The sequence below is a fragment of the Sphingobacterium sp. UBA7855 genome, assembly GCA_002500745.1.
Lineage (GTDB): Bacteria > Bacteroidota > Bacteroidia > Sphingobacteriales > Sphingobacteriaceae > Sphingobacterium.
Genome location: DLST01000011.1, coordinates 294,357 through 306,460 on the forward strand (window position 1 = coordinate 294,357; position 12,104 = coordinate 306,460).

Consider the following 12,104-nt stretch of genomic DNA (forward strand, 5'->3'; position numbering starts at 1 on the left):
ATTTTTCATTGATTATTTAAAAGAGCTTCCTCCTTTGCAACACGCAGTCCATCATCAATCAGTTTTTTCAAATGTGGATATAGCGTAACAAATTTTAAAAGTCTCACTTCTGCCAGATGAGCTAACTCCTCTGCATTATTCGCCCAGGCGATTTCAAATAACTCAACCAAACCTAACCAATGATCCGCATTTTCCGGTCCCAGGAGATTGAAGATATAAAGCCAAGCCTCTTGATCAAATCCTTTGTCTCGCAAATTCCTTATCGCAGCATGGAGATTCACGAGCTTTACATCTTCGGTTTCGTTAGTCATGGAAAATGAAGCCTGCCCCGGATGTTCTTCCAGGGTTTCATAGGCATCCTTATCGGCAGCACCCGCAAAGACGGAGATAATTTCAGTTCCTACAGCCATATCATATATCCCCCATTCAGGTCTAAAGTACACTTCTTTCCCATCGTTACGGTATACTTCACATGCCGTAAATGAAATCAAAACAATCTTGTCAAATTGTCGGACAATCCGTTGAACAGTTCCTACGACAGTAATCCCCGAAGCAAAGTTTAACAGACACTGCTGGCCTTCAACTATACCGTATTGAATCAATGTTACTGCATCAAAATCTTCCAGATCTTGATCTGCACCTCTCAAATTTCCTACTGGAGAACCAAATCCTTCGCTATGGTAATCTATACCGTGTCCTTCGAGTTGTTTACCCGCGAATGCCAAAGCGGTGGGTCCCTGTGTCTGAATATATGAAAGATTTTGATCTGTGTTGGCTAATTTAAACACTCCCGATACTTGCAGGCCAGAACTATATTGCACCGTACATACAGCACGGCAATCAATGGCTTTGTCAACGCTCAGTTTCCCTCCTACTCGAAATGCCATGGTATCAGCAAATTTATCCAACACAATTTTTAGATGTTCAAAATCTGGTGTAACAAATAGCTGTGGCTGTGGTTTGGTAATATCATACGCATATTCAATCGCATTTAAACTATACGGCAACTTAGGCACATCTTCTTGCATGCAGCTTGCGCTTTCTCCAATGGATGACAGTAAGCCAGCTCCGTAAATTTTTGGGTTATGAAGATCTCCAATAAGTCCGTATTCCACAGTCCACCAATGCAGCCTACTCAACAACGCCATCTCCGAAGGTTCGCCCATATTATCTTGAATGATCTGCAAATTTTTCTCTGCTTCCGCCAGCTCAACTTCCGTTGTTGTAGCATGTTCCTTTAAAATAGATAGGTAACGAATAGCTTCGTAGAGTTCAAAATCTTTGCCCGAAGAAAGTGCTTTTGTCCCGACTTCTCCAAAATATTGAAGGTATGCAGCATAATCTGGCTCACCTATTATAGGTGCATGGCCAGAAGATTCGTGGATAATATCCGGCGCTGGTGTATATTCGATATGTTCCAATTGACGTATGTCTGCTGCAATAACCAGTACGCGATGCGCCTGAAATTCCATAAAAGCAGCTGGCGGAATAAAACCATCCACTGTCACAGCTCCCCAGCCAATTAACTTTAGACTATCGTTCATATCCTGCAGGTTTGGTATGGTCGCAATTGATAAACCTGCTTTCTTCAATCCAGGGATATAAGGGTAATACGCTACATCTTTCAAAAAAGAATAATTCTGACGCATGACATAACGCCACAAAGCCTGATCCAGGGCGGTATAACGTTCATATCGCTGAGCTACCACATAGCGTTTCAAATGTCTGGGTAATCGCTCCAAAACTATGTTATTGTATGTTTCCATCTATAATTGGTATGAAAATAAAGTTTGAGACTTCTATATGAAGTTAGAGATTATTTATGGTTTAAGAAAGCACTACAATGTCATTTTCTTGCTTTTCGCAAAATATTACAAAAGTATACCTTCATAAACCTTACTAAACAACTTTAAAATAAGTTCTTTTACCTAATTTAATTTTAAGCCCAGGGCTTAAATCAATCGACAATTCCGGATTGAGCAGTTTTATGGAGTCGATCTGAACTGCACCACCGATAATCAGTCTTCTGATCGCCGACTTTGTTGATCCTTTCAGGAAATGACACAGATCGACCAGTTTAGCTTTTTCACCAAGCTCCTCCCGCAATGTTTGACCCGATATCTCCTCAAAAGCTTTTTCCTCCAATTTCTTGCTCTGAAATTGCTTGACAAAAAAATCAGCTGCAGTCAAAGCCAACTCTTCGCCATGGTACTGAGCGACAAGATTATGTGCTATAAGTTTCTTAATTTCCATAGGATTTTCGCCCAATTCAATACGGGTCTTTATTCCAAGTTTGGTTTCCTGATTGAAATCAGTTGTCAAATCAATATATTCTGGAATTAAGTGATCGGGAATAGACATGGTTTTACCAAACATTTCATTCGGTTCATCCAAAAGACCGATCGTATTGTTTAATGATTTGCTCATTTTTTCTTTTCCGTCCAGCCCGCGCAACAAGGGCATACACAGCACTATTTGTGGATCCTGTCCAAAAGATTCCTGTAGCTGCCGGCCCATCGCGCAATTAAACAGTTGGTCCGTTCCCCCCATTTCGATATCACTTTTGATTTGGACAGAGTCAAAGCCCTGCAATATCGGGTAAAGCAATTCATGCATGGCTATTGATTGGTTTTCGTTAAAACGCTTATTAAAATCATGCCGCTGCATCAATTGAGCGACGGTAACTTTCGATACCAGCTGGATAACTTCTGTAAAATTTAGTTGATCCAACCAGTCTCCATTAAAAACAATTTTCGCTTTTGAAACATCAATAATTTTAGACAACTGCGCAATGTAAGTTGCCGCATTGTGCGCTATCGCATCCTGGCATAAAGGTTTACGGGCTTTATTTTTTCCTGTAGGATCGCCGATCCGAGCTGTAAAACTCCCCACTAGGATCACGACTTCGTGTCCCAGCTGCTGAAACTGCCGTAGTTTCTTTAACACTACAGCGTGCCCTAAATGAAGATCCGGCGCTGTCGGATCGAAACCAAGTTTTATGATCAAGGGTCGGTTCTTTTCTTCAGCCTCCTTCAACTTCGATGCAAGCCCCTCCTTCGGTAAAATAATTTCGATATTTTCTTCTAACTCTTTTAACATGGTGTTATATAAAATAAAAAAAGCCCGAACGTTATATTCGGGCTTAGCTATAAATAATAATTTGAATTTCTTAATTTAATAGGCATAGGGGTCCCGAACGATTATCGGGCGATAATAATTAAAGAAAGATGGAAGACGTAATATGTTGTTCATTTTCTTCATTGCTTGACAAAGGTAGTGCTATATTTTTAAAATGCAAAAATAGTGCGACCTCCTACCCGATTCGACATACTTTTTCCAATTAGCCACCGGTATTTTTATCCATCAATTTTCCGGAGGCATTATAAACATACGTTTCGGTATTCCCTTTATCCCTTTTCTCCACTACCTTTTGCAAGAGCAATGAATTCTTAAAATACTCATGGTAAAAGCAGTTATTAAGGGTATATTTCCGCTCGACAAGATTATTATGCTGATATAAATCTATATAATCAATCTTAGCTTTCCGATAGGTATGTTTTAGTAATTGGCCTTGAGTATCAAATGACTTTGATTCCTGTATCTGCCCACTACAATTCAATTTGGCACTGTAAATTAAGCTATTGTCTAATCGATATCCAGCCCGGGTATGGTCAAAATCGTTTTCAATCGTATAATAATTATCAAAAAAGACCTTTGTTATTTTTTTCCCCTTATTTGCAACTCCGTAGAATACCGTTTTTTCCTGACTGATTTTCCCATTCTTAAAATTACGCTGCACACTAGAAGTATCCGTTATTATGTATTGGAAGTCTGGTAACGTGGCAGATTTTACATTCATTTGCTGCAATACACCGTGTCGCACCACAACGATACCTTGTTTTCCGTCCTTTTCAATCTTAAAATCACCCGCTACTATACCTTCCTGATTGATCGAAATAAATGCATTGGAAAGTCCCATAAATTGATTCTTCTGCAGAATATATTTACCTGGCTTTAACTTCGCTTCTTTACCTTTTTCAAATATCCGGATCGTATCCCTTGGATATTCTGATAAATGAAGCTGGTAACTATCTTTATCTAACCGAACATACTCTTGGGCAATTCCCAACTGAACAGCTAAACACAGGTATAATAATGTAATAAAACGTGATTTCGACATAGTGTAATAAAATTGTTGCAAAAAAAGTAACACAATTATTACACCAAAATTAAAATGAGACTGTTTTTTAAAATATTTTTCTAAAGAAAATGTACTAAATGTCCCCCATTACATATCTGTTAAAAGCTTACGCGGACAAAAAAAGGAGAATTATCTACATATAACTCTCCTTATAATCAAGCTCTATTAATGTTCGCACGGAAGGCGCGAACAGCATCCAGCATCTAAACAGACTCCAAATACTGGGCATAACAATAGCCCTCCTCATTATCTTTGGTTCTGACCAGCCACCATTGATCATTAGCTTTACTGATCAAAGTGATGATTTCTCCTTTAGCAGCTTTGCCTACGATAGGCTGATCTGTACCAGGACCTTTTCTAATATTCAAGTTGCTATTTTCCGTAATGACCTTCATCTGACTTCCCGGCACTTCTGTAGCCACATCTACATTCAGTACCACATCTCCAGTTTGGAAATTAGGATCTATATTACCGTAGATTTCCCACAGCTTATTTTTCACATCTGCAGTAGGTGCAGTACCTCTAATCTGCAATACACCATCCATTTCGGCATAATTCAGGTCATTTACACCTGAAGATTGCGCCGTATCCAAAAGAACTTTATATTTTTCTTGCAATGACATAGTTTTGTTATTTTATTTTTTGACAACAATACCACTTAGATCCACTTTTTTGGGATTCAAGTTATCCAGTCCCTGTTTTAAAGTTATTATCTTTGGTTGCTCTAAGGTACCTGTAACAGCGATTACACCATCCTTTACACTTGCCTGTACGGTCGGAAAATCCTTCATAAACGTATTTACTGCAGCGCCCAGTACCGCGTCGTTATTGGCTACTTCAATTGGAGCTGGGGTAGATGACACCGGAGCGCTAACAATAATATTGTTTTGAATAGACTTAACGTCTTTATCTCCTGCTGTTTTAGCAATCGACTCCACCTGTTGTTTTTCTTCCTCCGAAGCGACGGTACCGCTTAAGATAACTTTTCCTTTTTCAACTTCGACGTCCACTGTTTTGCGGCCAGTAAGCGCATTTTCTATCTTTTCCTCCAGCTTATCGTCTGACAATCCCGATTTGCAGTACGTAAAAGAAAGTACAGCTGTCGTTGCCAATAGACAAAATGTTAATTTGCTAAATTTCATAAGACCAATTTTAATTTATAATTCCAACAATAATCCTAACAAACTCCCATCACAATTGTTTGTCCAATTATTTTTAAACTTAAATTCCCTTGCCGGATCGTAATTATATAATTAAATTTAGAAGCAGAGGGTTTCATGGTCATTTCATTCGGATTATTTTCTCCTCTAGGCTATAAAAACATTTTTAAAACACAGATACAAACATTGTTGATTCAATCGAACAACTATTAATTATGGGATTTTTGAATAATATTTTTGGTAAAAAAGAAAACAAAAAGGATGATGTGCAAGGTTTTTGGAACTGGTTTATAAAAAACGAACAGATATTTTTTCAAATTGTTAAAAGTGGAGAACAAATTGATCAGAATTTTTTCAGCAAGCTTTCACCGAAGATCGATGCGCTTCGCAAGGAACTGTATTTTTTGACTGGTATGTATGATGATGAAACAGCTGAACTTGTAGTCACTCCTGATGGGGTCATTAAAAATATTGCTTTCGTAGAACAGCTGATTGCTTCTGCTCCATCACTACCACGCTGGAAATTTACGGCACTAAAACCAGCTATTGCGGATATGGAAAAATTCAAAATCAAGATGTATGGATTCTCCTTTGACATCAAGGATATGTTTTTTTACCCTATTCAGCATAAATACCAGCCGGATGAAGTCGATATCGTTATCGTTCACCCCGATTATACGGAAGAAAACAAAGCTAATATTGCCCATGGAATAGAAATATTCCTTGATAATTACATTGGTGAACTCAATTCAATTATAGCTATAGACAATTTAAATGTGACCTCAACAGATCTCGCAGCTGAAGAGTTGATTCCGATGATCAAATTAAAAGATTATTTGATCTGGCGAGAAAAAGAATTTGTGGAAAAGTACACTGATCTAAGACACAATACCGCCGATGACACCTATATTGCCTTTGAAGGTATATTAGAAAACGACCTACCTATCTTGGCTATTATTAACACAACGCTATTAGACTGGGATGGAAAAGTCTCCCACCCTTGGATCGTTACCCTCAAAATCAGCTATGATGGAACGGCAACCAATGGAATGCCAAATCAGGAAACTTATGATTTAATGGATAGGTTTGAGCGGGAATTAATGAATAAACTTGCTGCTGATATTGGCTTTCTTCATATTGGTCGGGAAACCGCTGATAACCTAAGGGAAATATACCTGGCCTGCAAAGAATTCCGAAAAACCTCCATGACCATTGATGAGTTAATCGAGCAGTATATGGAAAAACTTCAAATTGATTATAGTATCTACAAAGATAAATACTGGAAATCCTTCGAGCGATTCTATACTCAAATAGAGTAAAGTTCCTTGATCGAATCTAACAAAACCTGATAAGGGCTTCCAGAAACAACAAGAGCCTTTAACCAAGCAACAAACCCCATAACAAACAAATCTTTATTTTCTTTTTGATTCACCATGGCTTCGACTGCTGCACGAAAAGATTTCCCTTGAATGACTGCAGGATTTAAAAGATATTTTTCCACCAATTTAGCAAAATCAATAACTCTATTTTCATTGACACTCATCAAGTACTTTTTATACCTGCGGACAAAGCTCTTTAGCTTCGAAGTTGCCAAATCGATGTGATCGAATTGAATATGGATCAGAATCTCAAGCAGACTCTTCCGAATAGTCCATAACATCCCCATTTTCTTCTCATACCAGGCGTCTGTTCGAGTCAATTTTTGAAGCTCAGCTAAAGCAGTTTTATCACGGAATTGGGTTAAAAACATGACCAAACATAATTGCAGATCCGCGAGATCAAGTTCACTTGACTTTGGTGCGGCTTGTTTGACCCCTTCTCTCAACAGAGCAAGACCTTGCTCGCCATCGCCAAGGTAATGAAAATTCAATGCCTTCAACAATTGGCACCGCAGCTGAAACTGTGTTCGAAAAGCAGGACTTGCTTGCGACAAAACCACATCCATTCGTTCCAAATCACCCAGACTTTCCGTAAAAAAACCATTCCGCAAATTGAAGTTAGCGAGATAATACAAGATATGGAGATAGTAAAATAGCTGAAGGATTCCCTGCTCCTGATGCTTTAGCAGGAAATTACCTGCTGTTTTTAAGAAAGAACGCACCAGCGTATAATTTTGATGAATTGCGGCATACTCGTTTGCAATATACAAGAGTTGATAAAGTGATTTAAATGATAAAAGATCATCTAAGGAAATACTGTATTTGCTCAACGTATCCATAATCAACTTATTGAGATCAACTATTTTTGCCTTCAGATGAATTTCCTGTAATTCCGCGCGCAACAAAGCATAAGCTATCTGAAATTTCGCTTCCTGCTGTAATTTTCGTTGATTTTCAGCAAAACAATCGACAAGCAATTCCAAATTGACACTTGGATCCAAATAAGCATATTGTAATCTAGTTTGCAATATCTCGTTCAACAAACTAAACTGTTCAAGAAGAAGCGCTTTATCTTCCGCTCGCTGAAGACATTTAAACCCAATCTTAATGAGCTGACTTTCCAGTAGAAAACGGCCCACAACAAGCAATCTCAATGCTTCATGCGCCTCGCTGTTGTCCCGCTCAAAAACCTTATTTGAAAGAAAAAACAACAGACTCTCATGAAGCCTCTTCCTCAAGGCATGGTAAGCATTACGATTTTTTGCAGGACCATATAATTTTTTTAATCTATTTATATCGTCAGTTTCTATAATTTCGAGCAACTTGATATTTTTCACGTCATTTCGCTTGTTTTTACGTTTCAAAAACGCCTTAAAATCCTTTTTATCGTCATCATTAAGCAGTAATAGTAAGTCTGATATTGCATCTGTCATAGCTCAAATATAGAATTAAATAAACACATAAAATAAAATAATATCGTCAGTATTCTTATAAAATTAAGTTTATAAATAATTAGATCTTATAGATATTTGAATCACAAAACAACAACAAATTAAAACTAAAACAAGAAAATTATGGAACCGCTAAAAAACATGATTGAAGAAAAAAAAGCTGACAGAGATTCAAACAAAAGAAATCCATTTAAACCAACAGGCGCATTTATTGGTGCTTCATGGGCCGCATTATTGGTTGGAACCGTTGGCTATTGTATAGGATTATGGAATGCAACAATGGCATTGAATGAAAAAGGGTATTATTTTACCATTTTACTGTTTGCCCTGTTTGCTGTTATCTCCGTTCAAAAAAGTGTCAGAGATAAAGCGGAAGGACTGGCTGTTACCGAATTATATTATGGTCTCAGCTGGTTTGCAACAATTGCTTCCGTTGTTCTATTAACTGTAGGCCTATGGAATGCAGAACTGCTTTTAAGTGAGAAAGGATTCTATGCGATGTCCTTCTCCTTGAGTATATTCTCTGCAATCGCAGTTCAAAAGAACACACGCGATGCAAAACTTATCGATGACCATGAAATAAAACTTTAGCGGGTGCCGATCCTGCGGCCTCTGCAATGCAAGTCGCAGGATCTTTCAATCCCCTTTTGGACGAAAAAAATGGAAGAGCGTGTTATTTTAGCTTTTCCTTTTTTTTAGGCTGGTGGGTTGTAGGCTAATGGTCTAGGCCGAGCAGTCGGAAGGTAAACAAAAAATGTACTTCCAGTCCCAAAATCACTTTGAACATCAATTTCTCCCCCCATGCTTTCGATAAATTCTTTGCTTATGCTCAGCCCCAAACCCGTTCCTTCTTTTGTACTTCCCGGGACACGGAAATAGCGATCAAAAATTTTCGTTAAATATTGCGCGGGAATACCTTGACCATGATCTTCAACAAGTAAAAGTACCCTTGCACCAATTCTTTTGGTAGAGATAGCGATCACTCCCCCCCCATGGGAATACCGAATTGCATTGGATAATAAATTCGTCAACACCCATGCGGCTTTTTCCGTATCGATAAAAACCATTGGCAACTCTTTTTCCAATTGCACGTCTATCCGAATTTGTTTTTGCTCTACCATCGACCGATTGGCTAAAAGTGCATAATCTACAATAGGTCCGATAGAGGCTGGGGCCAGCTTCATCTGAATCGTACCGCTCTCCACTTGTGCAATATCTAAAAGTTCTCCCGTAATCTTCAGGAGACGCGCTGTATCATCAGCTATCCCTTCGAGCAAGTTTTTTTGTTCTTCATTTAAATCTCCGACCCGCTTATTCTCTAACAATTGGATACCCATTCGTATTGAAGCGATAGGCGTTTTCAATTCATGGGAGACCGTTCCAATAAAATTTGTTTTTGCTACATCACGCTCCTTAAAACTGGTTACATTCTTCAACAAAATAAATTGTCCGATAAATTGGGAACTTTCCTCTCCTGTTGGAACAACATTGAGATCAATGACCTCTAACTCAAAATAGTTTTCTTTTCCAAAAGCAAATGCCTGCACCAAGCCCAGATGACCAGATTCCTGATGCAAGGAATTAATTTTGTCGAGGAGGTTTCTGATCAAATCATTAAATGATGCAATTTCCTCCAAATTCTTCCCCTCAAATTCAACAAGCTTTAACCCCGAAATTAAACATGCAGGTTCATTTGCAAACAGCACTCTTTTTTCCTCATCCACCCCTATAACAGCATCATGCATATTATCGATAAGTGCTTCAATTCTCTTTTTATGCTGCAAGATCTTACCCAATTTACTTTCCGTATATTCCTCGAGTTTTTGAGCCATTGTATTGAACGATTGCGCCACTTCTCCAAATTCATCCTTCCGCTTAAAATGAAGTCTCCTTTTATAGTTCCCGGCAGCAATCTGTTTAATACTATCTGTTAATTGTACAATTGGACCAGCAATGGCTAGGGGGAGATTGACAAGTAATACAAACGCAATCATAAAACAGATCGCACCTACAATGGAGATCGCCAAAATAGCTTTTTCTGCTGTTGTATTGGCAACATTGTTTTTATATTCAATCGCCTGCATATTAAGATACATCAACTGGAATATATCTTTACGTAAATTGGCCACGATAGTGCCATTTTTCACTTCTCTTTTTAAACGCAAAAAGTGACGATTTACACGTTCAGTTACAGCCCGTTCCCCACGCTCGGTCACATTGCTTTTTTGGAGCATTAAATTATGTTCAAATAGCTGAACACTCTTCGCCTTTGTACGAAAATCTTCCAAAGCCAACAGCATATTCCGGGAATAATGCAAGGTCTTATAGTTGTCGACTAAAATATTGTTTGTATCTTTTTTCAGCCGGTAAATGTAACACCCACTCACTATGGCAAGCAACAAGATCATGAAAAATAAAAAACCTACCCCAAATGTCAGCTTAGCTTTTAGTTTCATTGAATTTTATATTCTTCAATTTTTCGATATAAGGTAGCTATACCGATTTCTAACAATCGAGCAGCCTCCGCTTTATTTCCATTCGTATGTTTCAATACACGCTGTATATGCTGCCTTTCTATATTCGTCATCGAAAAGTTTGACGCCCCCCCCGCCCCTTCTCTATACTCACGTGCTCCAAAAGGAAGACTCTGAATATCCAGCACGCCGTCCTCACTTAAAATTACACTGCGTTCAATCACGTTTTTCAGTTCACGAATATTTCCCCGCCATACATTGTGTTCCAAGGCCTGCATAAATGCAGGGCTCATCTGCAAAGGTTTCAAATTGGATTTTACAGCAAAAATATCGGCGTAATATTGCGCCAGGGGCACAATATCTTGTACCCGCTCACGCAGCGGAGGTAGTTCTATCGTAAAAACAGATAATCTGTAAAAAAGATCACTCCTAAAATGATCAGAAGCAAGTTCAGTTTCTAGATTTCTGTTGGTAGCAGCTATGATTCGTACATCCACTTTCGTTGGTTTGGAGTCGCCTACTTTCAAAAACTCTCCGGTTTCCAAAACACGAAGAATTTTAGCTTGCAGCTCCAATGCCATCTCCCCGATTTCATCCAGAAAAATTGTACCCAAATGTGCTTCTTCAAACAAGCCGCGCTGATCTTTCGTCGCTCCGGTAAAAGCACCGGATTTATGGCCAAACAATTCATTTTCTAGCAGATCTTTTGTAAATGCGGCGCAGTTAATAGCCACAAAATTACGGTCTCTCCTTGAACTGGCCTGATGAATTGCCTGTGCAAAAACCTCTTTGCCGGTACCAGTTTCTCCAGTTAGTAGAACCGTTGTATTTGTAATAGCAACTTTTTGCGCCATTCCGATGGCCGCTTGAATCACATGAGATTTTCCAATAATCTTATCGAAAGAAAGTCTATCTCCTAATCGTTTTTCTAATTGCTGTACCCTTCGAGCCAATGCAACCTTTTCGCAAGCTTTATAAAGCAATGGTATAATGCGATTGTTGTCATCTCCTTTGGTGATGTATTCAAAAGCGCCATTTTTTATTGCCATCACCCCATCAGGTATATTCCCGTAAGCCGTCAATAAGATAACTTCCACCATTGGATATCGCTCCTTAATCAACTTAGCAGTTTCCACCCCATTACCGTCAGGCAGTTTAACATCGCAAAGCACAACATCTACATCATTGACTTCAAGTTTTTTCAATCCCGATTTAATATCCCCTGCCTCAATCACATCAAAACCTTCCAAGTTAATGATTTTGGACAGCAATTTCCGAAGTTTCTCTTCGTCGTCTATAAGGAGAATTCTATTCACAATATTCGTTTTTTCAAAATTACAATTTGTCTGAAGCAAATAGTAGAAAAATAAACAATTTGGCTATTCCTCAAAAGTTCAACTGATATCAAAATAAAAAAAACTATATTTGTACCTCCACAA

The 12,104-nt window shown here is 38.5% G+C and carries 10 protein-coding genes; 2 read left to right on the top strand and 8 right to left on the bottom strand.

Annotation, left to right across the window (positions count from 1 at the left end; translation table 11 throughout):
- Positions 1-5: 5 nt before the first annotated feature.
- The 5 genes from B2107_RS09990 to B2107_RS10010 all read right to left on the bottom strand — a co-directional run bounded on the left by B2107_RS09990 (position 6) and on the right by B2107_RS10010 (position 5,343).
- Positions 6-1,766: an aromatic amino acid hydroxylase gene (locus B2107_RS09990; protein WP_293955488.1), complete on the bottom strand. Its 1,761-nt coding sequence runs from the start codon at positions 1,764-1,766 to the stop codon at positions 6-8.
- A 133-nt stretch (positions 1,767-1,899) separates the two neighbouring features.
- A complete protein-coding gene (gene tyrS / locus B2107_RS09995) occupies positions 1,900-3,099 on the bottom strand; it encodes a tyrosine--tRNA ligase (protein ID WP_293955489.1) in 1,200 nt (399 codons plus the stop codon).
- A gap of 241 nt (positions 3,100-3,340) precedes the next feature.
- Positions 3,341-4,180, bottom strand: coding sequence for a hypothetical protein (locus B2107_RS10000; protein WP_293955490.1), 840 nt, complete (start codon positions 4,178-4,180; stop codon positions 3,341-3,343).
- 224 nt (positions 4,181-4,404) lie between these two features.
- Positions 4,405-4,824, bottom strand: coding sequence for an SH3 domain-containing protein (locus tag B2107_RS10005; RefSeq protein WP_293955491.1), 420 nt, complete (start codon positions 4,822-4,824; stop codon positions 4,405-4,407).
- A gap of 12 nt (positions 4,825-4,836) precedes the next feature.
- Positions 4,837-5,343 carry a BON domain-containing protein gene (locus B2107_RS10010; RefSeq protein WP_293955492.1) on the bottom strand — a complete coding sequence of 169 codons (507 nt, stop codon included), beginning with the start codon at positions 5,341-5,343 and terminating at the stop codon, positions 4,837-4,839.
- Between the two features lie 233 nt (positions 5,344-5,576).
- Here B2107_RS10010 and B2107_RS10015 point away from each other — a divergent pair, with 233 nt between their 5' ends.
- A complete protein-coding gene (locus B2107_RS10015; protein ID WP_293955493.1) occupies positions 5,577-6,680 on the top strand; it encodes a DUF695 domain-containing protein in 1,104 nt (367 codons plus the stop codon).
- Here the strand turns inward: B2107_RS10015 and B2107_RS10020 are convergent.
- The gene (locus tag B2107_RS10020; protein ID WP_293955494.1) at positions 6,668-8,173 is read right to left on the bottom strand and encodes a hypothetical protein; all 1,506 of its coding nucleotides are present in this window, start codon (positions 8,171-8,173) and stop codon (positions 6,668-6,670) included. The two genes, B2107_RS10015 and B2107_RS10020, sit on opposite strands and share 13 nt — an antisense overlap.
- A 159-nt stretch (positions 8,174-8,332) precedes the next feature.
- Here B2107_RS10020 and yiaA point away from each other — a divergent pair, with 159 nt between their 5' ends.
- A complete protein-coding gene (yiaA, locus tag B2107_RS10025) occupies positions 8,333-8,782 on the top strand; it encodes an inner membrane protein YiaA (protein WP_293955495.1) in 450 nt (149 codons plus the stop codon).
- Positions 8,783-8,886: 104 nt separating this feature from the next.
- On the opposite strand, the gene B2107_RS10030 is transcribed toward yiaA, so the two are convergent.
- Together B2107_RS10030 and B2107_RS10035 are read right to left on the bottom strand one after the other, a co-directional pair.
- Entirely contained in the window at positions 8,887-10,647 is a 1,761-nt protein-coding gene (locus B2107_RS10030) for a sensor histidine kinase (RefSeq protein ID WP_293955496.1), read from the bottom strand.
- Positions 10,644-11,981 carry a sigma-54-dependent transcriptional regulator gene (locus B2107_RS10035; protein ID WP_409456563.1) on the bottom strand — a complete coding sequence of 446 codons (1,338 nt, stop codon included), beginning with the start codon at positions 11,979-11,981 and terminating at the stop codon, positions 10,644-10,646. Before B2107_RS10035 ends, B2107_RS10030 begins: the two co-directional genes overlap by 4 nt.
- Positions 11,982-12,104 lie beyond the last annotated feature (123 nt).

Bases quoted from the DNA above. Each gene is read 5' to 3' on its own strand.
- B2107_RS10010 (WP_293955492.1), bottom strand. From the start codon at position 5,343: ATGAAATTTAGCAAATTAACATTTTGTCTATTGGCAACGACAGCTGTA.
- B2107_RS10020 (WP_293955494.1), bottom strand. From the start codon at position 8,173: ATGACAGATGCAATATCAGACTTACTATTACTGCTTAATGATGACGAT.
- B2107_RS09990 (WP_293955488.1), bottom strand. From the start codon at position 1,766: ATGGAAACATACAATAACATAGTTTTGGAGCGATTACCCAGACATTTG.
- B2107_RS10030 (WP_293955496.1), bottom strand. From the start codon at position 10,647: ATGAAACTAAAAGCTAAGCTGACATTTGGGGTAGGTTTTTTATTTTTC.
- B2107_RS10000 (WP_293955490.1), bottom strand. From the start codon at position 4,180: ATGTCGAAATCACGTTTTATTACATTATTATACCTGTGTTTAGCTGTT.
- B2107_RS10005 (WP_293955491.1), bottom strand. From the start codon at position 4,824: ATGTCATTGCAAGAAAAATATAAAGTTCTTTTGGATACGGCGCAATCT.
- B2107_RS10015 (WP_293955493.1), top strand. From the start codon at position 5,577: ATGGGATTTTTGAATAATATTTTTGGTAAAAAAGAAAACAAAAAGGAT.
- tyrS (WP_293955489.1), bottom strand. From the start codon at position 3,099: ATGTTAAAAGAGTTAGAAGAAAATATCGAAATTATTTTACCGAAGGAG.
- yiaA (WP_293955495.1), top strand. From the start codon at position 8,333: ATGATTGAAGAAAAAAAAGCTGACAGAGATTCAAACAAAAGAAATCCA.